The 24,588-nt window shown below is 59.0% G+C and carries 22 protein-coding genes; 15 read left to right on the forward strand and 7 right to left on the reverse strand.

From position 1 onward, the window contains the following. Positions 1 to 34: 34 nt before the first annotated feature. Entirely contained in the window at positions 35 to 1,441 is a 1,407-nt protein-coding gene (locus FBY01_RS23760; RefSeq protein ID WP_145309798.1) for a DUF2252 domain-containing protein, read from the reverse strand. Positions 1,442 to 1,573: 132 nt separating this feature from the next. Between FBY01_RS23760 and FBY01_RS23765 the strand changes: the two genes are divergently transcribed. From FBY01_RS23765 to FBY01_RS23785, 5 genes are all read left to right on the forward strand, one after another. Next, complete coding sequence (locus FBY01_RS23765) at positions 1,574 to 2,503, forward strand: YeeE/YedE thiosulfate transporter family protein (RefSeq protein ID WP_010463686.1); 930 nt, start codon at positions 1,574 to 1,576, stop codon at positions 2,501 to 2,503. Between the two features lie 58 nt (positions 2,504 to 2,561). Then, positions 2,562 to 2,813: a helix-turn-helix domain-containing protein gene (locus FBY01_RS23770; RefSeq protein WP_010463684.1), complete on the forward strand. Its 252-nt coding sequence runs from the start codon at positions 2,562 to 2,564 to the stop codon at positions 2,811 to 2,813. After that, positions 2,810 to 4,009: a type II toxin-antitoxin system HipA family toxin gene (locus FBY01_RS23775; RefSeq protein ID WP_145309796.1), complete on the forward strand. Its 1,200-nt coding sequence runs from the start codon at positions 2,810 to 2,812 to the stop codon at positions 4,007 to 4,009. The genes FBY01_RS23770 and FBY01_RS23775 overlap by 4 nt, the downstream gene beginning before the upstream one ends. Positions 4,010 to 4,099: 90 nt before the next feature. Beyond that, positions 4,100 to 4,675 (forward strand): type IV toxin-antitoxin system AbiEi family antitoxin, encoded by a 576-nt coding sequence (abiEi, locus tag FBY01_RS23780; RefSeq protein ID WP_256664492.1) that lies wholly within the window; start codon positions 4,100 to 4,102, stop codon positions 4,673 to 4,675. Continuing rightward, the gene (locus FBY01_RS23785; protein WP_145309794.1) at positions 4,662 to 5,564 is read left to right on the forward strand and encodes a nucleotidyl transferase AbiEii/AbiGii toxin family protein; all 903 of its coding nucleotides are present in this window, start codon (positions 4,662 to 4,664) and stop codon (positions 5,562 to 5,564) included. The genes abiEi and FBY01_RS23785 overlap by 14 nt, the downstream gene beginning before the upstream one ends. A 50-nt stretch (positions 5,565 to 5,614) precedes the next feature. Here the strand turns inward: FBY01_RS23785 and FBY01_RS23790 are convergent, their stop codons facing one another. The 5 genes from FBY01_RS23790 to FBY01_RS23805 all read right to left on the reverse strand — a co-directional run bounded on the left by FBY01_RS23790 (position 5,615) and on the right by FBY01_RS23805 (position 8,672). Further along, a complete protein-coding gene (locus FBY01_RS23790; RefSeq protein WP_145309792.1) occupies positions 5,615 to 5,869 on the reverse strand; it encodes a hypothetical protein in 255 nt (84 codons plus the stop codon). A 35-nt stretch (positions 5,870 to 5,904) separates the two neighbouring features. After that, positions 5,905 to 6,288 (reverse strand): DUF6124 family protein, encoded by a 384-nt coding sequence (locus FBY01_RS23795; RefSeq protein ID WP_145309790.1) that lies wholly within the window; start codon positions 6,286 to 6,288, stop codon positions 5,905 to 5,907. Between the two features lie 392 nt (positions 6,289 to 6,680). After that, a complete protein-coding gene (locus FBY01_RS31600) occupies positions 6,681 to 6,848 on the reverse strand; it encodes a hypothetical protein (RefSeq protein ID WP_172792220.1) in 168 nt (55 codons plus the stop codon). After that, a complete protein-coding gene (locus tag FBY01_RS23800; RefSeq protein WP_077747356.1) occupies positions 6,845 to 7,570 on the reverse strand; it encodes a zeta toxin family protein in 726 nt (241 codons plus the stop codon). The genes FBY01_RS31600 and FBY01_RS23800 overlap by 4 nt, the downstream gene beginning before the upstream one ends. A 178-nt stretch (positions 7,571 to 7,748) precedes the next feature. Beyond that, on the reverse strand, positions 7,749 to 8,672 hold the full coding sequence (locus FBY01_RS23805; RefSeq protein WP_145309788.1) for a hypothetical protein: 924 nt from the start codon (positions 8,670 to 8,672) through the stop codon (positions 7,749 to 7,751). Positions 8,673 to 9,089: 417 nt separating this feature from the next. Here FBY01_RS23805 and FBY01_RS23810 point away from each other — a divergent pair, with 417 nt between their 5' ends. The 10 genes from FBY01_RS23810 to FBY01_RS23855 all read left to right on the forward strand — a co-directional run bounded on the left by FBY01_RS23810 (position 9,090) and on the right by FBY01_RS23855 (position 23,848). Continuing rightward, on the forward strand, positions 9,090 to 10,022 hold the full coding sequence (locus FBY01_RS23810; protein WP_010463668.1) for an NAD-dependent epimerase/dehydratase family protein: 933 nt from the start codon (positions 9,090 to 9,092) through the stop codon (positions 10,020 to 10,022). A 62-nt stretch (positions 10,023 to 10,084) separates the two neighbouring features. Continuing rightward, positions 10,085 to 12,898: a bifunctional glycoside hydrolase 114/ polysaccharide deacetylase family protein gene (locus FBY01_RS23815; RefSeq protein ID WP_145309786.1), complete on the forward strand. Its 2,814-nt coding sequence runs from the start codon at positions 10,085 to 10,087 to the stop codon at positions 12,896 to 12,898. Next, positions 12,876 to 16,469 (forward strand): tetratricopeptide repeat protein, encoded by a 3,594-nt coding sequence (locus FBY01_RS23820; protein ID WP_145309784.1) that lies wholly within the window; start codon positions 12,876 to 12,878, stop codon positions 16,467 to 16,469. Before FBY01_RS23815 ends, FBY01_RS23820 begins: the two co-directional genes overlap by 23 nt. Before the next feature lie 28 nt (positions 16,470 to 16,497). Continuing rightward, on the forward strand, positions 16,498 to 17,016 hold the full coding sequence (locus FBY01_RS23825) for a hypothetical protein (RefSeq protein WP_010463662.1): 519 nt from the start codon (positions 16,498 to 16,500) through the stop codon (positions 17,014 to 17,016). Positions 17,017 to 17,021: 5 nt separating this feature from the next. Further along, positions 17,022 to 18,389 (forward strand): PelD GGDEF domain-containing protein, encoded by a 1,368-nt coding sequence (locus FBY01_RS23830; protein WP_145309782.1) that lies wholly within the window; start codon positions 17,022 to 17,024, stop codon positions 18,387 to 18,389. Next, positions 18,367 to 19,356, forward strand: a complete 990-nt coding sequence (locus tag FBY01_RS23835; RefSeq protein WP_145309780.1) for a lipopolysaccharide assembly protein LapB — start codon at positions 18,367 to 18,369, stop codon at positions 19,354 to 19,356. The genes FBY01_RS23830 and FBY01_RS23835 overlap by 23 nt, the downstream gene beginning before the upstream one ends. Next, on the forward strand, positions 19,353 to 20,867 hold the full coding sequence (gene pelF, locus FBY01_RS23840; RefSeq protein ID WP_010463656.1) for a GT4 family glycosyltransferase PelF: 1,515 nt from the start codon (positions 19,353 to 19,355) through the stop codon (positions 20,865 to 20,867). The genes FBY01_RS23835 and pelF overlap by 4 nt, the downstream gene beginning before the upstream one ends. Further along, positions 20,868 to 22,238 (forward strand): exopolysaccharide Pel transporter PelG, encoded by a 1,371-nt coding sequence (gene pelG / locus FBY01_RS23845; protein WP_010463655.1) that lies wholly within the window; start codon positions 20,868 to 20,870, stop codon positions 22,236 to 22,238. A gap of 193 nt (positions 22,239 to 22,431) precedes the next feature. Further along, positions 22,432 to 23,388 (forward strand): enoyl-CoA hydratase/isomerase family protein, encoded by a 957-nt coding sequence (locus tag FBY01_RS23850; protein ID WP_172792225.1) that lies wholly within the window; start codon positions 22,432 to 22,434, stop codon positions 23,386 to 23,388. A gap of 37 nt (positions 23,389 to 23,425) precedes the next feature. Beyond that, positions 23,426 to 23,848: an organic hydroperoxide resistance protein gene (locus FBY01_RS23855; RefSeq protein ID WP_010463651.1), complete on the forward strand. Its 423-nt coding sequence runs from the start codon at positions 23,426 to 23,428 to the stop codon at positions 23,846 to 23,848. Positions 23,849 to 23,967: 119 nt separating this feature from the next. Here the strand turns inward: FBY01_RS23855 and FBY01_RS23860 are convergent, their stop codons facing one another. Continuing rightward, positions 23,968 to 24,345 (reverse strand): DUF6124 family protein, encoded by a 378-nt coding sequence (locus FBY01_RS23860; protein WP_145309778.1) that lies wholly within the window; start codon positions 24,343 to 24,345, stop codon positions 23,968 to 23,970. Between the last annotated feature and the right edge of the window lie 243 nt (positions 24,346 to 24,588).

Below are 24,588 nucleotides of genomic sequence, written 5' to 3' on the forward strand. Positions count from 1 at the left end.
AAAAGTTCATGTGTGGATGGACCGCGTTACCCGCTTAGGGTAAATGATCTGCCGCAAAGTCTGCCTCGGAGCGAGCCTGTAACCGGCCCTTGCGGCAGGCCTGCTGGAATCGCTCAAAGTCTTGCTCATTCTGCGTTGCATAACTTTTCGCATACTTGAACAGCGCGTCGGCCAGCGCATCGCTCTTGCCGATGTAACCGCTGATCTGCGCGGCCTGCCCGGACGATTTGGCATGCGCGCGAGCGAGGGCTCGACCACAGACGCGACCATACGCGGCGAAGGTGTCCGCATCGAACGTCTCGAGTTCGGCCGAGATTTTCATGTCGCGCAATTGCCGCACGTAGAAGTGTCGACCGCTGGGGCCGGTGGTCCAACCGAGAAACAGGTCACTGGCCGATTGCATCAATCGTTGACCCTCAACCACCCGCTGACCGTTATGCCGCACTGTTGATTTCGTCTTCACGTAATCAGCCAGCACCGAGCGCCGTGCTTCCTTGAATTGCAGGAACAGCGGGAATTCCTGATCGTCGGTCAGCAAGACCACCAGACAACGGGTGCCAACACTGCCGACACCCACCACTTTGAACGCCATGTCCTGGGCGTGAAAACGTGAAAACAACGCCCGTCGGTCAGCCTGCAGCGTGCCGGGATACTCGCGCATGAAGGCGTCGTAGATTGGCCGCCAATCCGAGTGGCGTAGCCAGTCATCATCGGCATCCAGCAATGTGGTGTTTTTGTGCAGGTGGAAAATTTCCGGCAGGTCATCGCGAATGATCAGACGACCATGGGCGTCACGTTCGCTGATTTTCGGCAGTAGCTCGGCGTGGGATCGGCCCTCGGCCTTTTCGATGGCACGCTCGATATGCTCCAGCGTTTTTTTGTTCGCCTGCTTGCGCAAGTCGTCGTAACAGATGGACTCGTACCAGGTTTCCAGCGAGCTTTGTTCGGCGCACTCGAGCATGGTTTCCTGATAAGCGCTGACCACTTCGCGGCTGACCGTCTCTTCGATCGTTTCGCCATGACGCAGATCGCGGGCGGCCACTACGATACTCGCCACCAGCCTTTTAACGTCCCACTCCCAAGGGCCGGGATGGACCTCGTCGAAGTCGTGGACGCCGAACAACAGATTGCGTTCGGGCGTGGCGAACCCGCCGAAATTCATCAGGTGGCAATCGCCGCAGATGGGCGATGTCAGTCCCATGGTTGGCGTTGCGGCGAGGTCGTGAGCCTGCAACAGCGCGTTGCCGCGATAGAAGGTGAAGGGGGAAACGAGCATTCGACCGTAGCGTAATTCGACCAGGGATTTGATCCGGCCCTCGCTGGACGCTTTGATCAGCGGGAGTGGGTCGCGGCTCATTTTTCCCGTTGACGCTTGAGTATTGCGGGGGCAGTTCTTGCGCGCATCCTTGCCTTGCTTCAAGCGGTCTTTGAGGGTGGTCATGGGGGCTCGTTTGATGGGGGCGTATGCGGATTGAGTGTAGAAGGCCTTTGCCGGATCACCCGTAGTTTGGGCAGCGGCTAATCTATCCTTCAGAGACCTGTTCGATGTGGCGGCCCGGAAACAAGGAGGCCTGTGCTTTCCCTGCTGATTTCACTGCTGTTGGCCTTCCTTATCGGTTGGGTATCCCAGCGCATGGGCATGTGCCTGGTCAATGCCACCGGGTTGTTGCTCAGACGCCGGCCGACACTGTTTGTGTCGCTCATCTCTTGCGGTCTGTTCGGCCTGTTACTGGCACCGTTTTACCGGCTGTTTGGCATCAGTCAGCCGTTGTTCGTTCCTGACGTCGGCTACGTGTCGCTGGTCGGGGGCGGGTTGCTGTTCGGCATCGCCTCGGTGCTCAACGACGGTTGCAGCGTCGGCACCCTCACCAAACTCGCCAGCGGCAACCTCAGCAAAGCCTTCACGATTGTTGGCTGGGTGGTGGGGATCGTCCTCTGGTATCACCTGAACATGCTGACCGAACACAAAACCCTGCAAATGCCGACGATCTCCAGCCACCAATACTGGCTGACCATCGGCATCGTGCTGATGGCATTACTCTTCCTGATCCGCGTTCACGGCGACAAACACCTGGTGCTGTCCAGCATGCTCCTGGGCGCTTTGACCAGCGCCCTCTACACCTTCGAACCGCTGTGGACCCCGAGCGTGTTCTTTTACGACCTCTCGCAAATGTTCTGGGCCTCGGGCGACGGCTCACTGACCAGCCAGCGCGTCGCGGTGTTCGTCATGCTCATGGTGGGGATGCTCAGCTACACGTTGCATCGACGGACGTTCAGCTATCAGCGGTTTGAATGGCGGGCCGCGGGGAAGCATTTACTGGCGGGGGTGCTGATGGGGATTGGTGCGTCGATGATGTTGGGTGGAAATGATTCGCAGATTTTGCTGGTGTTTCCGACGATGACTTGGGTGGGCGCGGTGCCGTTGGGGGCGATTGTGGTGGGGATATTGGTGGGGATTGGGGTGAGGCGGGTGAGGGGGCGGATTCGTGAGACTAGAAGTTGAGTTGGCTTTAATGTGCCGTATACAATACATTTGTCTTTCAATGTTGCGGTAACGACACATGGATTACGCTCTGCTAATTTCCCGTCTCGGCAACCAAATACGCGAAAAGCGTATGAATCGTGGCCTGACGCAAGCTCAGCTTGCCGAGCTCGCAGGACTGACACGATACAAAATCATTGCCGTAGAGAAGGGGACCCTTTCTGTAGGAATGATCGCCTATGCGCGGATGCTGGCAGCGCTGGATTGCGAATTAGCGGTCATTCCGGCAGCTATGCCGACGCTTGAAGAGCTTGGGGGGCTGTTCGAATGAAAATGACTTCTCTTAAAGTCAGCACGCCAGAGGGGAACAGCGGCAGCATCCTCACCAGTGCTGAGGATTTCCTGTTTCGCTATGACGAAGATGCATTGCCCCCCATGGCAATCAGTTTGTCGATGCCTGTACGCCCCGACGAGTTTCGCCGCCGAGACCTGCACCCGATTTTCCAGATGAACCTGCCGGAAGGTTATGTCCTGGAACAACTACGTAATCGCCTGGCTAAAACCGTCAACGTCGATCCGATGCTGTTGTTGGCACTGTCTGGTAGCAGTTCGCCAATCGGTCGGGTTCAGGTGCATTCCGAAACGGTCGATTCTTTGCTTGCCGGACAGCAGTTTCCCGGGGAAAGGCTCGATGAGATTCTGACGTGGGACGGTGCCGAAGATATCTTCGCTGACCTGCTCGATCGTTACATCCTGCGGGCGGGCATTTCGGGTGTTCAACCTAAAGTGTTAGTGCCTGAACAGCAGGAAACGGCCTTGCCGCGAGTCACCTCGAAAACCTCGGACTTGATCATCAAAAGTGGTCGAGAGGAGTTTCCAGGCCTGGCGATCAACGAGTTCCTTTGCATGTCCATTGCCAAGGAAGCAGGTATTCCCGTTCCGGAGTTTTTCCTGTCCGATAATGCACAGCTGTTTGTCATGCGGCGCTTTGACCGAGACGATCAGCAAAACCCGATCGGTTTCGAAGACATGGCTGCGTTGATGGGGCTTTCGGCCGATCAGAAATACAGCAAAAGTTACGCGGCAATCGCCAAGGCGGTACGGCTGTTCTGCCCCGCTAAACATCAGCGAACTTCCCTTGATCAACTGTTCGATAGCGTCGCATTGAGCTGCATCGTCGGAAACGGTGATGCTCACTTGAAGAATTTTGGCTTGCTCTACTCGGAACCTACGCAACGCGATGCGTGCCTGGCACCGGCTTACGACATCGTCAACACCACGGCCTATATCCCCGAGGATGTATTGGCGCTGGATCTGGCGGGTAACAAGTCTTTGTTCGCCTCCCGGCAAGGGTTGCTGGAGTTTGCACATACGTGTGAGATCGAACGGCCAAAGGAGCGTATTCAGAACTTGCTTACTGCACTCGAAGTGGTGCTTGAACGTTACCCGCAGCATCGGGAGCGAGCACCTCATGTTGTCAGTGCCATTCAACAAGCGGCTGCGCCATTTGCGCTGACGTTCGGGTAATGCTTGTTTTGGGTTACGGCCGAAAAAAGAATATTGGCTTTTTCAATGACTCAACAGTAAGTTACACAAAGTGAAACCTTCTGTAGAGTCATGGGTATGCATCCACACTCAAAATCCACCCAGCCAATGGGGCGGCTTCTCCGAAAACTGACCCGTCTGGCCAGCGAAGAACGCTACCTGTTCACCCCCGAAGATCTCAGAGGGGTGGTGCCCGATATTTCCGAAGGTGCTTACAAAACCTTGTTGAGCCGCGCAGCTTCGGAAGGTCATCTGACTCGGGTGTGCAGAGGGCTTTACCTGTTTGAAGCGGCCAAACCGTCTAGCGGATTGGTGCTGTTTCATGCCGCTGCCAGGCTACGTGCCAAGGAGTTCAACTACATCAGCCTTGAAACGGCATTGAGCGATAGCGGCGTTATCTCTCAGATCCCCATCAATTGGATCACGCTGATGTCTTCCGGTCGCAGCAGCACCATTTCATGCGGACGCTGGGGCACCATCGAATTCGTGCACACCCGCCAGAAACCTCAAGATCTGGTTGGCCTGGTTCACTATGACGCGCGTTGCCGCCTATGGCGGGCAACACCGCAACAAGCATTGCGGGACATGAAGGCCGCGAAACGAAACATGGATTTGATCGATTGGAGCGTCGCCAATGAGTTTGTTTGATGAACTGGTAGATGAAGCACTTAAACACAAACAGGATCTGGCGCCATTGCGGGTCGTGGTGGAAAAGGAATTGCTGCACCACGACATCATGCTCGCACTGAGCTCTGCCGGCATGCTCGCCAAACTCACCTTCATCGGTGGAACCTGCTTGCGTGCCTGTTACGGCTCAAACCGCTTGAGCGAGGATCTGGATTTCACTGGTGGCGCTGACTTCAATCGCGAGAGTCTGACTGAGCTTGCTCACGTTCTTGTCTCAACGCTGAAAACCAAATATGGCCTTGAAGTTGAAGTCGGTGAACCTGTTCGTGAGGAGGGGAATGTTGATACCTGGAAGCTGAAGGTTCAGACCCGACCCGGGCGCAAAGACCTTCCGGCGCAACGCATCAACATCGATGTGTGCTCCATTCCGAGTTATCAGCCACAACCCATGTTGCTGCTGAATCCGTATGGCGTCGACATGGGCACGAGTGGCCTTATTTTGCAGGCAGAAACGCGCGAAGAAATCTATGCCGACAAAATTGTGGCTTTTGCTCTGCGCCCTAACCGAATCAAGAACCGGGATCTCTGGGACATGGTCTGGCTACGTCAGCAAGGTGTAACGCCGCAGCTGGATTTGATTGGGAAGAAACTCAGCGATCATTGCTGTGGGCAGGATGAGTTCTTGAGGTTGTTCAAGGAGCGTTCAGAGCAGCTCGATGCAGATCCGAAAGTGGTGCTCGAATTCCGCAAGGAAATGAATCGGTTCCTGCCAGCAGACTTGGTCGCTCAAACCGTCAATGACCCGGCGTTCTGGACGTTTTTGGTCGGACATATACGTGAATTGTATGTGACGACGGAGAAAGCGTTGACCGGAATGGATAGCGCTCAGGGGTTTGGTTTCAAGATGTAAAGTCCAGTAGTCATAAACAATGGGCGATCTCAGGGAGATCGCCCATTTTTTTATGCCGAAACTTGAGCCTGCAATCGACGGCCGACCACATCCATCAAATCGCAGCCATCGCGCAGCGAAGTCACCAACACCCGCGCCAGTTCACTGTGAACCCCCTCGTTCACAGCAAAACTCTCCAGCAATTGAGTTGCCGTGCGAATTCGGTAATCCGCAGTTTCGTGCAATACGTCCAGCGGTGCTTCAGTGTCGATCAGCAGCGACGCGATGGTGCAGTCGATGCCGGTGACAGGCATGTATCGATCCATGACAAAACCTCCATTTGGTAAAAGAGCGCGACCACTCAGTGGTGGCGGGCGGACGGAATTTCGGACACGCCATCGGGCGGGTCGAGGTTGTCCAGCGCTCGGTTTACCAACAGTTCGCCCAGCACCGCCAACTGCTGAATCGCCAGTGCCACGTTACGGCGCGAGCCTTCGAGGTCGCAGGCCAGGTCGGTGGTCATGACGTTGAGTGAGGTGAGGGTTTCGCAGGCGTGAGCGAGCAGGGTTGGCGTGTCGACGGCGGGGAGGAGGGTAAAGACGTGACTGATGGGATCGGGGTGGTTCGGGTTGCGCAGGCGTGCGCTGATGATGCGTTCGGTGGTTTCGGAGAGTTGGCTTAAATCGGGTGCGTCTGCTTCTGAAAGTGCGGCAGATTCGGGCGGATTTGGGGTGATCTTTTTCATGATGGAGCTCCTTGCGTTGGTGGGAGCTGCCAGTCCCCTGCTGTCAAACAGGATTGGGTGGCGGCTGTACGCGGGTTGACAGACCGGAAACGCAAGCATCCAGTGCACCCGAAGATGCCCCACGCACAGCCACCAGAACGGAACTGCACACGTGAAAGGATGCCGTTTTATCCGGAGGAGTGAAAGCTTGCGGTTCTTCAGCCTGTCAAAGCCGATCGCTGATTTGCAGCGATACCTGAAGGCTATCGATGCAGAACCGCTTCCGCCAGTTCATGAAAGCCGATACGAGTTGCGGGAAGTTTCCTAGGACGGACTACACGCCTCTCAGGCCCGCGTTCATACAAATAAAAAAAGCCCGGCGCTTGGCCGGGCTTCTTTATCAGAACCGTGAGTTAACCTCGTTTGGCTTCAGCTTCCATCATCACGAGGTTTTGCTGCTTGGTAGCCTCCGTCAGCACTTCACTGTAGACACGCTTTTTCTGCTCCGACTTGGCGTTACGAATAAAGTCGGCAAAGGGGCTCTTGGTGCCCTTAGTAAAACCTAGCTTGATCGATATCATGAATGTGCTCCTGATCCTAACCCGAGCTGAGCCATTAAATCGGCTCGCGTGTGTCGCTCAGGGATATGGTAGTCAATTTTATCGACCCCAGCTTTGTAGAGACGTCCCGAATTGTCGATGTGCTTGAGTAGCAAATCCACGTGAACGTTTCCGCCGTACTCTAGCTTAAGAGCATTTACCACGTCACGTGCGGCGAAATATTGATCGACGAAATGCTCTGGCCGAATTCTTCTGCCTTCGGCTTCTTCACGGGCTTTGACGAATTCCCATGCCAAGAGCGGATTTTGGTAGACGTAAAGGATTTGCACGAATCTACCCCTTCCAAGGGATCGCTCCACATTCCTTCTCGCCACATCAATATTAGAAAGTGTTCCATCCAGTACAAAAGACTGTCTCTGGTCGAAAGCACAATCTAGAATTTTTTCGACCAAAATCGACACTCCGCTTTGGAAAACCCAGGCGTTTCCTCCCGCATAGTCAGTAAATTCGCTGCGTAGCTCATCAGGGTCAATTCTAAGGATTGCTGTATCAGCAAATAGATTCACTAAGGCAATTGATGCCTCTGTCTTCCCTGCTCCTGGTGAGCCAGCCATAAATACTGACACGGGATCTTGCTCCGGAGGGTACAACAATTTGTCGGTCCGGCGCCTAGCTATGGCTTTCTTATTCGATCGCGCAAAATAGATAGCTTCGTCTCGCATGAGCTGTTCAGCAGGAGTCATTTGTTCATTCCTGTGCTAAGCAAAATGTCAGGGGGAACAGAAAACGACGACGAATCTGTTTGGACGAAAGAATAACGATTTGCTTGCAAAGCTCCAGTTCATGGCAATCGCCAAAACTTGAAGGAAATCTCCTAGGACCGTATACCGACGTTGTGCAGGCTCTCCAGTTACCGAATGCTCAATACACGATAACTTCACCCCTCCGCAAAACCCACCCAGCCTCCCCAGCCATCAACCGATACTGAACCTCGCGCATCTTCCCCGTCCTCCCGGCCCCGGCGTCCGCACTCTCATAAACCGGAAAGCGCCGCACCAGCACATTTTCCACCACCGCAAACTCATCCTCGCCCTGATAGCCCTCGGCTGCTTTGGCGTCCTCACTCACCGGCGGAAGATAAATCTCGCTGAGCGATTTTTTGCGATTCGCCGAATAGGCGACGAGTTCACCCGGCAATCCGCGTCCCGGTGATCGGGCAAAGACGTAAAGCTCTGGCGAGCCATCCCGATCAAGGTCCGCCACCTCGGCCCGGACGACGTTTCCCGTCAATGGCCGTGTGAAGTCTGAATTATCGGTTTCCAGCCCTTGAGGTGAAATACGCAGCACACGGTGGTCATCGATCCCCTCCGTCGTCACATGAAACCGGATGCCCTGTAATTCAAGCGTCTGGTCAAACGGCCGAGTGCTGTCCGAGGTGTCAGCGGGGCTGAGGTTCAATGAAAGGTTGTAGTTCGCCACCTCATTGCGTCGTGCGGCGTTGCGCATGAGGTACACCTGAACCGTGTACTCACCATCGGCGGGTAACGGACCCATGAAATGGTTGCCCATGATCGAGCCGTTGAACAGCGCGTAGTCCGCGCCTTTGGCGGTGATGTTGAAGTAGGCAGATGTATTGGAAGGCTTGAGGTCGACGGTCAGTATTTGGCCCGCCTTTGCACTCACTCGGTATTGCGCGGTGAGCGGGCCCTGGATGGACTGGTTGAACTCGACAGCGTCGGCGCCTTTTTCGAAAGTGACTCGTTCGACTCGTGGCGTAACTTTAGTGGCCGCTTGTGCAGACAGGGAAACAATGGCCGCAAGCGCGGCGGCAAGCCAGATGTTCATGTTTGATTTCCTGCAAGCGCGACAGCGCCCAATAGCCCGACCCAAATTGATTACAGCTCATCTGATCATATCGTGTGCTTGAAATGATGCTCCCAAGGCTTCACGCCAGCGCGCCGGTCTGATTCGCGAAGCTGAGCTGAAGCGTCGATGATGAGGAGGGCTTGAAGCCTGGCGTGAGTTCCGGCGCAGACGGAGTTTGCGGGTCAGAAGTGGCAATTGTATGACGGCCTGTAACTGATAACTGCCGTCAAATAAGTGACGATTTTGGGGGCGAATTACCGCTCGGCGATAAATTAGACAAAGTATTGACAGTGCCAATCTGATCTCCCATTATCGGCCGCGTTTTGATGGCCTTGCGCCACAAAGTTGGCGGACTTCAACCACTCGTATCCGCTCTAATGTTCAGGGAGAGATTTCATGTTTGTTGAGCGAATACTGGTGACTGGCGGTGCCGGTTTTATTGGGTCGCACCTCGTAGAAGCCTTGCTGGGCAAGGGCTACAAGGTTCGCGTGCTGGATAATTTGTCGACTGGAAAAGTCAGCAATCTGCCGATGGACAATGCCAATCTGAACCTGGTCATCGGTGATGTCGCGGACGGCGCCGTAGTGGCACAAGCCATGCGCGATTGCGGTGCTGTCGTTCACCTGGCCGCAGTGGCCTCGGTGCAAGCATCGGTGGATGATCCGGTCAGCACCCATCAAAGCAACTTCGTCGGCACCCTCAACGTGTGCGAAAGCATGGTGAAGGCCGGGATCAAGCGCGTGGTGTTCGCGTCCAGCGCTGCTATCTACGGCAACAACGGCGAAGGCACGGCGATTCACGAAGACACGCCAAAATCCCCGCTCACGCCGTATGCCAGCGACAAACTGGCCAGCGAGCAATACCTCGATTTCTATCGCCGCGAACATGGTCTGGAGCCGATGATCTTTCGGTTCTTCAACATCTTCGGCCCACGCCAGGATCCGTCATCGCCGTACTCCGGCGTGATCAGCATCTTTACCAAGCTGGCCTTGGCCGAGCAGTCGGTGGCGATTTTCGGCGACGGTTCGCAGACCCGCGACTTCGTCTATGTCCAGGACCTGGTGAGTATTCTCGTGCAGTCCCTGGAAGTCAGTGAACCGAGCCCCGGCGCGGTGAACGTTGGCCTGAGTCGTTCCACCAGCCTCAACGATCTGATCGCCGAATTGGGCACCGTCACCGGCAGCCCGTTGAAGGTGATTCATCACGCGCCACGTCAAGGCGACATTCGCCATTCGCGCGCCAACAACAGTCGCCTGCTGGAGCGTTTCAAGCTCCCGGAACCGACCGCCATCGGCAAGGGGCTGTCGCAGCTTATTCGCAGCCTGTAACCCGGCCGGTTCCACTGTCCGACATCCAAGCAGTATCGGTTCAGTCCATTCAAGAGTGAGTTATGGAAATCGTTTTTCGCAGGACGCGTGTCCGCGCGGCCGCTAAACGGCTGCTCGCCGCTTTAGCGTTGTTCGTGAGTGGGCCCGCTGTTCAGGCCGCAGCATTGCCGCAACCCGCCAGCGTGGTTTTCTGGTACGCCGATCAACCACCCATTTCCGAGTTGGCTCAGTTCGACTGGTCAGTGGTCGAGCCGGGGCATCTGACCGCGGGCGACGTCAAAACCCTGCGCAAGTTGGGCAGCCAGCCGTTCGCCTACCTGTCGGTGGGCGAGTTCCATGGTGGGAAGGCCGAGCTCGAAAAGGCATCCCTCACGGGAGCGGTCAGCCCGGTGCGCAATGGCGCGTGGGACAGCCAGGTCATGGACCTCGCGGCACCTGCCTGGCGTGAACATTTGTTCGGCCGAGCCAAGGCGTTGCAGGCTGAAGGCTACGCCGGGTTGTTCCTCGATACCCTCGACAGCTTCCAGTTGCTGCCGGAGTCGGCACGAGAAACTCAGCGTGTTGCACTCGCCGGTTTCCTGCGGGAATTGCATCAGCGTCAGCCAAACCTGAAGCTGTTTTTCAACCGTGGCTTCGAAGTGCTGCCCGACCTCAATGGCGTGGCCGCCGCCGTGGCGATCGAATCGATTCATGCCGGTTGGGACGCTTCCGCCAAGCGTTATCGCCCGGTACCGGAAGCCGACCGCGAATGGCTGGAAACCCAGATCCAGCCGTTGCGCGCCAAAGGTATTCCGCTGGTAGCGATTGACTATCTGCCGCCGGAGCGCCGCGATGAAGCGCGCAAACTGGCCAAGCGTCTGCGCGATGAGGGCTTCATTCCCTATATCGGCACGCCTGAGCTGGACTCGATGGGCATCAGCAGCATCGAAATCCAGCCGCGCCGAATCGCGATGCTTTACGACCCGCGCGAAGGCGATCTGGTGCGCAACGCCGGGCACACCTTGCTCGGCGGTTTGCTCGAATACCTCGGCTACCGGGTCGATTACCTGCCGGTCGACGGCTCGCTGCCGGAGCACCGTTTCAGCGGTTTGTACGCCGGGATCGTGACCTGGATGACCAGCGGCCCGCCGCAGGACGCATCGGCTTTCAATAGCTGGATCGGCAAACGTCTGGACGAACAGGTGCCGGTGGTGTTCTTTTCCGGCCTGCCGATTCAAGACCCGCTGCTGCTCAAGCGCCTGGGCCTGAATCGCTCGGCGCCGATTGGTACTCAGGCCTTGACCATCAGCTATCAGGACAAGGCGCTGATCGGCGCTTTCGAAGCCCCGGTGCAGCCCCGGTCCCGTGACCTGACCGCAATCTCCCTGCTGCCCAAAGGCCCGAAAGCCGCGTTGCTGCTGACCGCTGCCGACGGTCAGACATTTGCCCCGGTGGCGACGGCCGAGTGGGGCGGTGTTGCCCTTGCGCCATACATTCTCGAAACGAATAACGAGCGCAGCCGCTGGATTCTCGATCCGTTCGCTTTCCTCCAGGCCAGCTTGCGCCTGCCGGTTCAGCCACGCCCCGACACCACCACCGAAAACGGCCGCCGCATCGCCACCGTGCACATCGACGGCGATGGTTTCCCGTCGCGCGCTGAAGTGCGCGGCACGCCGTATGCCGGCAAGCAGGTGCTCGACGATTTCATCCGGCCCAACCCGTTCCTGACTTCGGTGTCGATCGTCGAAGGCGAGATTTCACCGCGCGGCATGTTCCCGTTCCTGGCGCGCGAACTGGAACCCATTGCCCGTGAGTTGTTTGCCAACCCGAAAGTCGAAGTCGCCACCCACACCTTCAGCCATCCGTTTTTCATGCAGCCGGAAGTGGCGCAGAAACGTGAGAACTTCAACCCGGAATACGGCTTGAAGATGGCCATTCCGGGCTACGACAAAATCAATTTCCGCCGCGAGATTTTTGGCTCGCGCGACTACATCAACCAGCAGCTCACCACCCCGGAAAAACCGGTGAAGCTGGTCTTCTGGCCGGGCGATGCCTTGCCCTCGGCAGCGACCTTGAAGCTGGCCTACGACGCGGGCCTGAAAAACGTCAACGGCGCCGAAACCATGCTGACCAAGGCCAACCCGTCGCTGACCGGCCTCAATCCTTTGCTGCGTCCCACCGAAGGCGGCCTGCAGTACTACGCGCCGATCATCAACGAGAACCTCTACACCAACCTGTGGAAGGGGCCGTATTACGGTTTCCGCGATGTGATCGACACCTTCGAACTCACCGACAGCCCACGGCGCTTGCGCGGCCTGCACCTGTATTACCACTTCTATTCGAGCACCAAGCAGGCCTCGATCAAGGCGATGAACGAGATCTACGGCTACATGAAGGACCAGCAACCGATGTCGCTGTGGATGAGCGACTACCTCGATCGTGTGCACGGTTTGTATCAGGCCAGTCTGGCGCGCACCGCCGAGGGTGACTGGCAGGTTCGCGGCATGGACGCGCTGCGCACCCTTCGACTCGACCCGCAAATGGGCTGGCCGGACCTGCTGCGTTCGCAAGGCGTTGCCGGTGTTCGTGACTTGCCGCAAGGCCGGTATGTGGCGTTGAGCAGCGACCAGGCGTTGCTGGTGTTGCGTCCCGACCGGGATGAACGGCCGGCGCTGGAGGAGGCCAACCTGCCGTTGGTGGACTGGAAATATGTGGATGAGAAACACGTGAGCTTTTCGTTTGCCGGTCAAGTGGACCTGAGCTTCTCCGTGCGCTCGGCGAGCAGTTGCCGGGTGGAAGTGGACGGGCAAACTTTTGCAGGCAAGGCATCCGCCGGTCTGTGGACTTTTCAATTACCAATGAAGCAGGTGAGTCATGGTCAGCTCTACTGCATCTAACGCCTCAGCAACTAAAAGCCGCCGCCTGCTCAATCCCTGGGCATTGGCGGTGGTGGCTGTGGCCGTGGGGGGCCTGTTGTGGCTGACGTTCCAGCGCGAAGAAGTGTTCCAGCCGGACGGCCGTGAGCCCGATGCGGTCTCGGCCAATTACGCCGAATTGCTGCTGGCCGCGCACCCGGATGACGATCACCTGCGCTTGCAGCTGGTCGATCTGCTGATCCGTCTCGGCGACTACCCGAAAGCGCGCCTGCACCTTGAGAACTGGCCGAAACCGGTCGTTGAGTTGCAGGCCTATTACCGGCTGGAACTCGATGCATTGGAAGCGGCGAAAGCCGATGATCCGATCGCGCAGAAAGCCTTGATCGAACGCCTGCAAAGCTTCGATCACCGTCTGTTGCCGCTGCCGCAATTGCACAACCTGGCCAAGCTGGCGTTGACCTTACAGGCGCCAGCTTTCGCTGCCAGCGTCTACGAAGAAATCGCCGATCGCGACCCGGCCCAGCGCATCGCTTCGCTCAAGTCCGCCGCGCAGTGGTACCTGGCCGGTGAGCAACCTGGTCGCGCCGCCGACATTTATCTGCTGCTCAAACAGGACAGCCAACAAGCGTCCGAGCGTCGCGAATACGCGCAACTGGCGTTCAACAGTCTGTTGGCCGCCGGTCGCGGTGAACAGGCTGCGCGCGTACTGGCCGATGAAGTGGATCAGCTCAAGGATCCGCAAACCGATTCGCCGTGGCTGGAGCAGGGCGTCGACGTTGCCGTTGGCAGCAAGCGCTTTGATCTGGCGCAGCGCTTTCTGGATCAGTGGCGCGTGTTGCAGCCGGACAACCCACAAATCCTGCGCAAGGAATTCAGCATGCGCCTGGCCCTCGGCGATTTGGCCGGTGCGTGGGACAGTGGTCAGCAGCTGGTGGCTGAGCACCCGGATGACTTGGCATTGCTCGAGCAAATGGGGCATCTGGGCGAATGGCGTGGCGACAGTCAGGCCGCCTTGGGTTACTGGATTCGTCTGCTGAAACTGCACGAAGACCCGCAAACCCGTGAACACGCCTGGCGTCTGGCGAGTCAGCAGTTCGACTTTGACCATGCGATTCCCTTGCTCGCCGAGATCATGGAGCAACGTGCGCTGACCGACGTCGAACTCGATGCGCTGATCTACGCTCACGAATCGCGCGGCACACCGGCCCAGGCCGAAGCCTGGTTGCACGCCTACTTGCGCAAGTACCCGGCGCATCGCCTGGCCTGGACACGCCTGCTGCAGAACCTGGAAAACACCGGGCAGTTCGCACAGAAAACCGAGGTCTATCAGCGCTACTCGAAACGCTTCGCGCTGACGACGACCGAGCGCATCGACTGGGCCAATACCGACCTTAAGCTGTTTGATAATCAGGCGGCGTGGGAGGTATTGCAGGTTGATAACCGCAAGATCACCGATGAGGGTTACTGGCGCTTGCGTGCTGCGCTGGCGTGGGATCTGGAGCTCGATGACGAGCTGCAGTTTTCCCTGGAGAAACTCCTCGCGCTCAAGGGTTCGCTGAACAGTGGCGACGAGAGTCAGTTGATCACGATGTACCGCACCAGCGATCCGAAGCGGGCGCTGACCATGATGGTCGGCAGCTGGAAGCGCACCCGGGATCCGCAGCGTCTGGTTGAATCCTTGCAGCAAGCCCAGGAATTGCAGGACTGGCCGCAAGTGGTCGCGCTGCTCAAAGACGCCGAGCAATACCCGGAAGCCAACGAGCAAGCACAAGTGCTGGCGATTCGCGGTGCCTTGGCGGTGCAGCAGGGAAATATCGACGAGGCGCAGCGTTTGTACCTGTTGGGCCTGTCGCGTTTCCCGGATGACAACCTGTTCCGCGAGCGCCTGATGTGGCTGTACGTTGATCAAGGCAACACCGCCGCGCTCAAGCCTTTGCTGACGGAATGGAAACCCCAGGCGCGTCAGGACCGAATCCTCTGGCTGCCGTTCGCCAGTGCCAGCCAGATGCTCGGTCGCGATACCGAAGCGTTGGCCTGGTATCGGATGTACCTCAAGACCAGTCCGCAGGATTGGCTGGTGCGTGCGGCCTACGCCGATGCATTGGAAAGCGCCGGTTATCAGGACGCGGCCCAACGGTTGCGCCTGAAGCTGCTGCGCAGCCCCGAAGGCGAAAACATTCAGCCATCGTCCCAGCGTTATGCGATCTGGTTGCGCTTGATGGCCAGCAGTTATTCGCCGGCCAAGGCACAGCAGGAGGTGGCGAAGTGGAAAGACGGCTCGCCGGCCATGCTGCAATTGTGGTTCGAGCGGTTGCTGGCGCGTCTCGACGCGACGAACCAGGAATCGCAGAAAGACCAGTGGCTGGAGTGGGCGCGCAGCCAAGGCTTGAAGGTTCAGCGTTACGAAGAAATCCAGCAAGCCTTGCGCAGCCGCAACAAGGCGCAAGTCGAAACGCTGTTGGCCAGTAGCGACCTCAACCCGGCGCAACGCGCCCAGGCCTTGAGTCGTCTCGGCCGCTTCGACGAAGCTCTAGACCTCAGCCAGTCCGCGCTGGGTGACGATCAACCGGCTGCCGTGCGCGAGCAGTTGCGCCGTCAGGCTGCCGAGTTGCAGGAATTGACGCCGCAGGGCGCGCAGCTGTCCTGGCATCAACAGGATTTCGGTGGCCTGGAATTCAACGCCCCGCGCCTGCAAATCGCGCACAACCTTGGCGCTCAGTGGTACGCCAATCTTGAGTTGGAGAATGGCACCTACAACAGCGATCAGCTGATCGAATCGCGCATGGGCGATGAGCGCAACGCTGCGCTGACCCTGCAACGTTCGGTGGAAGACGGCGGCTACAAACTGTTCGCCGACACCAGCCAGCGCAAGGACGACGACCGCACCGGCCTGGGCCTGTCCCGGACCTGGCAGTTGAGCGCCAGCGACCAGATCGAGACCGGTCTGGACTGGCATCGCAAAAGCGAAGACAGCGGCCTGATGCGCGCTTTCGGCCAGCACGACAGTGTGTGGGTCGGCGGTCGTCACGGGTTCTCGGCGCGGGATCAGATCAGCTGGGAAGTGGCGCAGAAATCGTTCTCGACTCGTGCGGGCGATTCCTTGGGCAACGGCCAGGCGCTGAAGATGGAATACAACCACACGCTGGAATTCGCCGGACCTAACTGGACTGTTCGCAGCGGTGTCGATTATCAGCACAACAACGTCAAGGACCGCACGCTGGAGTACCTGTCCAGCGCCAACGACGGTCCGGTGAAAAGCGTTGATGACTCGGACGATCCCGCGATCGTGACGGCCAACGATCTGCTGCAAAGCCGTTACGGCCAACTGTATGTCGGTAGCTCATGGCGTCGCGGCTTGCCGGGCGCCCTGGTGCGTACTCGCCCGCAATACACCTGGCTGGTGGACGTGACGGCGGGCTGGCAATGGCTGGATCAAACCTTCAACTACGGCATCAACACCGGGATCGGCGTCGAGGTGCTGGGCGGTGACGAATTGGCCCTCACCGTTGGCTACCAATCCGCGCCACAAGGCGGGGACGGTCAGGCGGGCGGAACACTGGGTGTGAGCTACGGCGTGCGATTCGGACGCTGATCATGAAATGTTTACGGGAGAAAAACTGATGCAAGCAATTCGTAATCTGAGCCTGGCTCTGGCAGTCCTGTTCGTCGCCGGTTGCGCCAGCTTTACCGGCGACACCAGCCCGAACTTTGCGCGTACTGCGAAGTGGGGCACCGTGCCGATGATCAACTACTCGCAAACTCCGCAAGCCGGCGAGCGTGCCGAGCAGATCCTGCTCAGCGTGCTCAGCAGCCACGGTCTGCAACCACGTGTTTACCCGGTCAGTACGCAGGGCGAACAAGCGCTGATGGACGACAACGAACGCTTGGCCGGCGCCCTCGATTGGGCACGTGATCAGAAGCTTGATTACGTGGTCGCCGGCAGCGTTGAAGAGTGGCAGTACAAGAACGGTCTGGACGGCGAACCGGCAGTGGGCATCAGCCTGCGCGTGCTCGAGGCCAGCAGCGGTCGTGTGCTCTGGAGCAAGAGCGGCGCGCGTGCGGGCTGGTCCCGTGAAAGCCTCGCCGGCACCGCGCAAACGGTGCTCGACACACTTGTTGGCGCCCTTCGGTTCGAGTGAATGCAATGAATTCTCCTCACATGGATTACAGCCTCGCGCCGCGTGCCAGCGGCCCGGTGTCTTGGCTGGAAACGCTGTTGGTCACCGGCGCGGCGATTGGCCTGGGCTTGTGGCTGACCCCGCAAGACCCGTTGCAAATGCACGCCGGTTTTCCCTGGCCGGTGCTGGCGCCGCTGCTGTTGGGTGTGCGCTACGGTTTCGTGCGCGGCTTGCTCAGCGCCAGTCTGCTGGTGATGGCGTTGTTCGCCCTGCGCTACAGTGGGCATGAAGCCTACGCCCAGCTTGATCCGTCATTCATTGTTGGCGTGCTGGTCAGCGGCATGCTGGTGGGCGAGGTTCGCGATCTGTGGGAACGGCGCTTGCAGCGTCTGCAGATGGCCAACGATTACCGCCAGTATCGACTCGACGAATTCACCCGCGCGCACCAGATTTTGCGGGTCTCCCACGACCTGCTGGAGCAGCGCGTGGCGGGCAGCGATCAAAGCTTGCGCAGTTCCTTGCTGGGCTTGCGCGACAAACTGCGGGTGATGCCGGACGAAGGCGATGCACTGGCCGCGCTGGCCGAGCCGATCGTGGCCATGCTCGGTCAGTACGGTGCGCTACGCGTGGCCGGGCTGTATCGCGTCGATGAACGCGAAGAGAACGTGTTGCCCGAAGCCTTGGCGACCATCGGCGTCATGGGGCCGTTGGGCACCGAAGACGGTCTGGTCAAGCTGTGCCTGGAACGCGGTGAGCTGGTCAGCGTGCGTCAGGAACTGATTGATGCCGGCAGCTCGGCGCAATTCTCGTCATTGCAGGCCTGCATTCCGCTGATCGATGCCGAAGGTCGTTTGCTGGCGATTCTGGCGGTGCGGCAGATGCCGTTCTTCGCCTTCCAGGATCGCACGCTGAGCCTGTTGGCGCTGCTCGCCGGGCACATCGCCGACCTGCTGCGCCGCGACCCGCAAGTGCTGCAACTGGCCGACGCCGATGCGCAGCAGTTCACGCTGCAACTCAAGCGTTCGCTGGTGGATGTCGAGCAGCACAAACTGGCGGCCGGCCTTTTTGCCTTCGAATTGACCCGCCCCAACGATGAGCTGTCGCGTCTGTTCGAGCGCAGCCAGCGTGGCCTCGACCTGCAATTGCCGCTGCGTAATAACCGCGATCATCAGCTGTTGCTGGTGCTGTTGCCGTTGACCAGTCCGCAAGGCACCGAAGGTTATCTGGCGCGGATGAACCTGATGCTGCACGAGCACTTTGGCATTGAAAGCAGCCTCGACAGCCTCGGCGTGCGCGTGTTGCCGTTCAACCTGGAGCCTGGCTGTGAACGCAACGGGCTGCGTAATTTCCTGTTCAACGAGTGTGGCCTGAATGATCAGCAAGTGGCTGTTTAGCGGAGCCTTGTTGTTAGAGGCGGGCAGTTGGGCCAGCTTGTGGCTTGCGGCGCCCGAGTTGCAACAATTGCTGGTGTTCACCCTCAGCCACGGCCTGGCGTGCGTGATGTTGTGCGCGGCCGTGTGGCTGTTGCTGCCGGCGCGCTACCGTTCGCCGCTGCCGTGGAGCCCGCTGTTTATCTTCAGCCTGGCGTTCTTCGTGCCGGTGCTCGGCGCGGTCGGCGTGGTGGCGGCGATTTTCCCGGCGCTGTACCTGCCGCGCAAACGCGACAAGCAAGCGTGGCAAGCGGTGGGCATCCCGAAACTGCCGTTCCGCGCGCAATTGCAACTGCACTCGCCGATCTTTGCCGATGGCGGTTTGCAGGACGTGTTGCGCCATGCCCCGGATCCGGATCAGCGTCTGGCCGCCCTCTTGGCGACTCGGCGCATGCCCGGCAAAGAAGCGGTGCCGATCCTCAAACTGGCCCTCGGTGACCCGAGTGACGATGTGCGGCTGCTGGCGTATTCGATGCTCGACAAGCAGGAAAGCGACATCAACCTGCACATCCAGATCGCGCTCGGCGAACTGGTCAACGCCAACGCCAAAACGGCGGGTGCGCTGCACGGCCGGCTGGCGCGCTGGTATTGGGAGCTGGCGTATCTGGGCCTGGCGCAAGGCAGCGTGCTTGATCACGTGCTGACCCAGGCCAGCGAACATGCCGAGCAAGGCTTGAAAGCGGGCGAGGGCGGTGAGCTGTTCCTGCTGGCCGGGCGCATCGCGCTGGAGCGTGGCGATGTCGAGCGTGCCGAAGTGCTGCTGAGTCAGGTTCAAGAGAACGGCATGGGCGCGGCGCAGGTGCTGCCGTTTCGCGCCGAGCTGGCGTTCGAGGCCGGTCGTTACCACGAAATTCCCGGTTTGCTCGCCCGTCTTCCCGAGGAAACCCGTCAGCGGCCGCCGTTCGCCGCATTGGTCAGGAGCTGGACATGAGTCACAAGGAACAGGCACCGGTTGCCGACATCTGTCTGCTGCTCGAAGGCACCTGGCCTTACGTGCGTGGCGGCGTTTCCAGCTGGATTCACCAGATGATCCTCGGCCTGCCGGAACTGACCTTTTCGGTGATGTTCATCGGCGGCCAGCGTCAGGCCTATCCGACCCGGCGCTACGAAATACCGGCCAACGTGCTGCACATCGAAGAAGTGTTCCTCGAAGATGCGACCCATCCGACCAACACGCACGTAGAGCCGCGCGAGGCTGACCCGCAGCAATTGCAGGATTTGTATCGCTTCCTGCATCACCCGGATGCGCCAGACCCGGCCCTGGGCGAACGCTTGCTCGACTGCATCGCCCAGGGCCACATGACCCTCGACGACGTGCTGCGCAGCCGCGCCAGTTGGGAGTCGCTGAGCGAAGGCTATCGCCAGCATTGCGCCGATCCGTCCTTCGTCAATTATTTCTGGACCTTGCGCGCGATGCAGTCGCCGTTGCTGATGCTCGCCGAAGCCGCGCAACGGATGCCGAAGGCGCGGGTGCTGCATTCGATTTCCACCGGGTACGCGGGCTTTCTGGGTTGCATCCTCAAGCAGCGTTGGAATTGCACCTACTTGCTCAGCGAACACGGGATCTACACCAAGGAACGCAAGATCGACCTGGCCCAGGCCAGCTGGATCGCCGAGAGTTCCGGCCAGGCGCTGAACCGCAGCCTCGATGCCGGCTCGGGTTACATCCGAACCTTGTGGGTGCGTTTCTTCGAGCGCATTGGCCAACTGACCTACAACAGCGCCGACAACATCATCGCGCTCTACGACGGCAACCGTCAGCGCCAGATCAAGGACGGCGCCCTCGCGACCCGTACTCAAGTCATTCCGAATGGCATTGACCTGCCGATGTGGACCGCAGCGCTGGAATCCCGCGCTCACGGCATTGCGCCTGTGGTCGGTTTGATCGGCCGTGTAGTGCCGATCAAGGACGTGAAAACCTATCTGCGTGCGATGCGCGGCGTGATCAGCGCCATGCCGCAAGCCGAGGGTTGGATTGTCGGCCCGGAAGAGGAAGATCCGGAATACGTCAGCGAATGCCGCAGCCTGATGGCCAGTCTGGGCCTGGAAGGCAAGGTGCATTTCCTCGGCTTCCAGCGCATTCAGGACATCCTGCCCAAACTCGGCCTGATGGTGCTGACCTCGATCAGTGAAGCGCAGCCGCTGGTGATCCTCGAAGCCTGGGCCGCCGGTACGCCGGTGGTCAGCAGCGACGTGGGTTCGTGCCGCGAGTTGATCGAAGGCGGCAGTGCCGAAGACCGTGACCTCGGACACGCCGGCAAAGTGGTGGCGATTGCCGACCCACAAGCCACGTGCGCCGCGATCCTTGAACTGTTGCGCAGCCCGCGACGCTGGCAGGCCGCCCAGGCCAGCGGCTTGTTGCGGGTCAATCGTTATTACACCGAAGCCTTGATGCTGCAGCGTTACCGCGACCTGTATCAAGCCGCCATGGAGAACAGCTAAATGGCCGGTATTGGCTTTGAACTGCGAAAAATCCTTTCGCGTGATTCCTACACGGCGACCTTGCACGCCTACGTCTACGCCGGGCTGATCAGCTCCGGGCCGTGGGTGTTGTCGATCATCAGTGTCATGCTGGTGGGCATCATCAGCATCGGCCTGTTGCTGCCGAACATGCTGGTCGGGCAGTTTCTGGTGACGGTGACGTACCTGATGGCCACCTCGTTGATCCTGACGGGCGGCTTGCAGCTGTTCTTCACGCGCTTCGTCTCCGACCGCTTGTTCGAGCACAAGTACGATCAGATCCTGCCCAACCTCTTGGGCGTGTTGTTGCTGGTCACCCTCGGCGCCGGGTTGTTGGGGATCGTCGTGCTGGGCTTGTTGTTCGATGAGCCGCTGATTTACCGCGTACTGGTGTTGGCGAACTTCGTGGTGCTGTGCAACTTGTGGCTGGTGATCATCTTCCTCTCGGGGATGAAGGCCTATAACCGCATTCTGCTGGTGATGCTGGTGGGTTACACGCTGATGGTCGCGAGCGCCTACCTGTTGAGCTTTTTGCAGATGCCGGGCTTGCTGCTGGCGCTGTTGATCGGGCACAGCACGCTGCTGTTCCTGTTCCTCTACGACATCCTGCGCGAGTACCGCGCCGAGAAACTGATCGCCTTCGATTTCCTCGACCGGCGCAACGTTTTCCTCAGCCTGCTGGCCACCGGTTTCTTCTACAACCTAGGGATCTGGATCGACAAGTTCCTGTTCTGGTTCAATCCCGGCACCTCCAACGAAATCGTTGGCCCGCTGCGCGCTTCGATCCTCTACGACTTGCCGATCTTCCTCGCGTATCTGGCGATCATCCCCGGCATGGCGGTGTTTCTGGTGCGCATCGAGACCGACTTTGCCGAGTGGTACGACCGCCTGTTCCGGGCGATCCGCGAAGGTGAAACCCTGCAACACATCGGGCAACTGAAAACCGAGATGACCTTGTCGATCCGCCAGGGCCTGCTGGAAATCTGCAAGGTGCAGGGGCTGACGGCGGTGCTGTTGTTCCTGTTCGCGCCGCGCCTGCTGGAATGGCTGGGTATCTCCAGTTATTACCTGCCGCTGTTCTACATCGACCTGATTGGTGTGAGCATCCAGGTGGTGTTCATGGCGTTGCTCAACGTGTTCTTCTACCTCGACAAGCGCACCGTGGTGCTGGAGCTGTGTGTGCTGTTTGCGGTGTTGAACGCGATGCTGACGTTGTTCAGCATGTACCTGGGGCCAAGCTTCTTCGGGTATGGGTTTACGCTGTCGTTGCTGATTTGTGTATTGCTGGGTTTGCACAGGCTTTCGACGGCGCTGGAAGATCTGGAGTACGACACTTTCATGCTGTCTCGCTGACGTTACGGTTCAGGCAAAAAAGGCACTGGCGATCATCGCCAGTGCCTTTTTTTTGTCCGACTGACGTCACTTGTCAGCCGGAGTTGCGCTGCTAGGCTTGTTCAGCCGGACCTTTCCGGCATGCCCATTATCTGCTTCAGACTGTAGAACGTTGTTCGCGGGGACCACATGTTTTTCAACTGGAGGTTTTCCCATGAGACTGCAGCTATTCAATGCCGCGATCATTGTCGCCAGCATGGCGGCCACCGACCCGTCTCTCGCCGGTGAAGCATCGACCGCATCAGCTTCACCCGACAAGACCCCGTCCACCCACGCAGCAAAACAGGAGATCAAGCTCACCCGCCTCACCCCCGAGTATTGGCGCGTCACCTTCCACAACCCGCCGTACAACATCTACGGCCCCGAGACCATGCCGCAACTGAATGAGGTCGTCACGGCCATCGAGACCGATCCGAAAGTGGTGGTCGTAGTCTTCGACAGTGACGTTCCAGACTTCTTCCTCACCCACTACGACTTCGTCCCGCCGCTGACCGACACCACCAGCCTGCCCAACGGCCCCACCGGCCTGCCACCGCTGCCCGATATGCTGGTTCGCTTGAGCAAGGCACCCGTGGTCTCGATAGTGTCCATTCGCGGTCGCGCCACCGGCGTCGGCAGCGAACTGGCCCTGGCCAGCGACATGCGTTTCGCCAGCCGTGAAAAAGCCATCCTCTCGCAATGGGAAATCGGCGCCGCCCTGGTGCCCGGCGGCGGTCCGATGGCACGCCTGCCACGGCTGATGGGCCGTGGGCGCGCGCTGGAAGTGCTGCTCACCGGCAACGACATCAATGGCGAACTCGCCGAACGCTACGGCTACGTCAACCGTGCGCTGCCCGATGCCGAACTCGATGCATTCGTCGACACCATGGCCCGGCGCATTGCCCGGTTCGACAAACAGTCGATCGCCGACATCAAGCGCCTGGTCGACGCCGCCAGCCTGCCACCCAACGAAGCCATCGCCGCCGAATGGGACGGTTTCATCGGCTCGGTCAAACGCCCGGCGGCGCAGCAACGCATCACCCAACTGATGGAGCTTGGCCTGCAGAAAAAAGCCGATGTCGAAAAACGCCTGGCGCACTACACCGGCACCCTGGGCGAGGCCTCGAAATGAGTTCGCCGTCGTTCAATCCTGATCAGGAGTCACTGTCATGAGTGCTGCACTGGAAACCGTTCTCTACACCGCAAAAACCCACACAGTCGGCGGCCGCACCGGCACCGGCAAATCCAGCGACGGCGAGCTGGACGTCAAATTCAGCTCGCCCGGCTCGGGCAAGCCGGGCACCAATCCGGAGCAACTGTTTGCGCTGGGGTATTCCGCCTGCTTCATCGGCGCGATACAGGTGGCGGCGGGCAAGATGAAGATCAAATTGCCGGAAGACACGTCGGTGGATGCCGAGGTCGATCTGGGCAAAACCGGCGCTGGGGATTTTCAATTGGCGGTCCGGTTGAACGTCAACTTTCCCGGGTTGGAAGAGAGGGTGAAACGGGAACTGGCTGAGGCTGCGCACGAGATGTGCCCATATTCGCGGATGACGCGGGGGCATGTGTCGGTGGATTTGAAGGTGCTTTGAATCCCCGCCACCCACCGGACTAATGTGGGAGCGAGCCTGCTCGCGAATACGGTTTGTCATTCAACAACAATGTCGACTGATTCGCCAATTTCGTGAGCAAGCCCGCTTTCACAGGGGTATCAACTGCGTGGTGAAGATCTCGGCACTTCAACGTTATCCAGCATCCGATTCACCGCCAGTTCAGCCAGCATCACAATCTGCTGAATCGCCATCGCCGTGTGTCGATGCGGACCTTCCAGATACCCCGCAAAATCACCCGCCATCACACTGGCCTGGGCCAACGATTCACAGGTATGGGCGAGCAGGTCTTCGTCCTTGATATCCGGCGCAACGAGAAACATCGTGCTCGGCTTGCGGATCATGGGGGATTTCAGGGCGCAGGGGTTCAGGTAGTGATCGAGCGCACGGTCGGCGGCTTCGTGGAGTTTTTTTGAATCGATGGATTCGTAGGGGGAAACGTCGTCCGGGGCGGGCGGGTTTGGTGTTTCTTTGATCATGGTGTAACTCCTTCTGCGTAATGGAGCTACCAATCTTTCGTTCCAAGCGAAAGGGTGGCAGCTATGCGCGGGCTGGAAACCGAGGCAGAAGGAGCCCGGCAGACCCGAAGGTCTCCCTCGCACAGCCGCCATAATGGAGAACTGCAATCAAAAAATCGCCGCAGTATCCCATTTGTTGAGCTGTTACGCCTTCAATACCTCGGGTTTCCAGGCCCGGTCGCTGATGTGCAGCGACCCACAAAG

The sequence above is a fragment of the Pseudomonas sp. SJZ077 genome (genome assembly GCF_007993905.1).
Taxonomy (GTDB): domain Bacteria; phylum Pseudomonadota; class Gammaproteobacteria; order Pseudomonadales; family Pseudomonadaceae; genus Aquipseudomonas; species Aquipseudomonas mandelii.

Excerpts from the sequence above, each read along its gene's own strand:
- pelG (WP_010463655.1), top strand. The coding sequence starts at position 20,868 with ATGGCCGGTATTGGCTTTGAACTGCGAAAAATCCTTTCGCGTGATTCC.
- FBY01_RS23810 (WP_010463668.1), top strand. The coding sequence starts at position 9,090 with ATGTTTGTTGAGCGAATACTGGTGACTGGCGGTGCCGGTTTTATTGGG.
- FBY01_RS23775 (WP_145309796.1), top strand. The coding sequence starts at position 2,810 with ATGAAAATGACTTCTCTTAAAGTCAGCACGCCAGAGGGGAACAGCGGC.
- FBY01_RS23825 (WP_010463662.1), top strand. The coding sequence starts at position 16,498 with ATGCAAGCAATTCGTAATCTGAGCCTGGCTCTGGCAGTCCTGTTCGTC.
- FBY01_RS23860 (WP_145309778.1), bottom strand. The coding sequence starts at position 24,345 with ATGATCAAAGAAACACCAAACCCGCCCGCCCCGGACGACGTTTCCCCC.
- FBY01_RS23800 (WP_077747356.1), bottom strand. The coding sequence starts at position 7,570 with ATGACTCCTGCTGAACAGCTCATGCGAGACGAAGCTATCTATTTTGCG.
- FBY01_RS23835 (WP_145309780.1), top strand. The coding sequence starts at position 18,367 with ATGATCAGCAAGTGGCTGTTTAGCGGAGCCTTGTTGTTAGAGGCGGGC.
- FBY01_RS23855 (WP_010463651.1), top strand. The coding sequence starts at position 23,426 with ATGAGTGCTGCACTGGAAACCGTTCTCTACACCGCAAAAACCCACACA.
- abiEi (WP_256664492.1), top strand. The coding sequence starts at position 4,100 with ATGGGTATGCATCCACACTCAAAATCCACCCAGCCAATGGGGCGGCTT.
- FBY01_RS23785 (WP_145309794.1), top strand. The coding sequence starts at position 4,662 with ATGAGTTTGTTTGATGAACTGGTAGATGAAGCACTTAAACACAAACAG.
- FBY01_RS23830 (WP_145309782.1), top strand. The coding sequence starts at position 17,022 with ATGAATTCTCCTCACATGGATTACAGCCTCGCGCCGCGTGCCAGCGGC.
- FBY01_RS23850 (WP_172792225.1), top strand. The coding sequence starts at position 22,432 with ATGAGACTGCAGCTATTCAATGCCGCGATCATTGTCGCCAGCATGGCG.
- FBY01_RS31600 (WP_172792220.1), bottom strand. The coding sequence starts at position 6,848 with ATGATATCGATCAAGCTAGGTTTTACTAAGGGCACCAAGAGCCCCTTT.
- FBY01_RS23770 (WP_010463684.1), top strand. The coding sequence starts at position 2,562 with ATGGATTACGCTCTGCTAATTTCCCGTCTCGGCAACCAAATACGCGAA.
- pelF (WP_010463656.1), top strand. The coding sequence starts at position 19,353 with ATGAGTCACAAGGAACAGGCACCGGTTGCCGACATCTGTCTGCTGCTC.
- FBY01_RS23805 (WP_145309788.1), bottom strand. The coding sequence starts at position 8,672 with ATGAACATCTGGCTTGCCGCCGCGCTTGCGGCCATTGTTTCCCTGTCT.
- FBY01_RS23760 (WP_145309798.1), bottom strand. The coding sequence starts at position 1,441 with ATGACCACCCTCAAAGACCGCTTGAAGCAAGGCAAGGATGCGCGCAAG.
- FBY01_RS23820 (WP_145309784.1), top strand. The coding sequence starts at position 12,876 with ATGGTCAGCTCTACTGCATCTAACGCCTCAGCAACTAAAAGCCGCCGC.
- FBY01_RS23790 (WP_145309792.1), bottom strand. The coding sequence starts at position 5,869 with ATGGATCGATACATGCCTGTCACCGGCATCGACTGCACCATCGCGTCG.
- FBY01_RS23815 (WP_145309786.1), top strand. The coding sequence starts at position 10,085 with ATGGAAATCGTTTTTCGCAGGACGCGTGTCCGCGCGGCCGCTAAACGG.
- FBY01_RS23795 (WP_145309790.1), bottom strand. The coding sequence starts at position 6,288 with ATGAAAAAGATCACCCCAAATCCGCCCGAATCTGCCGCACTTTCAGAA.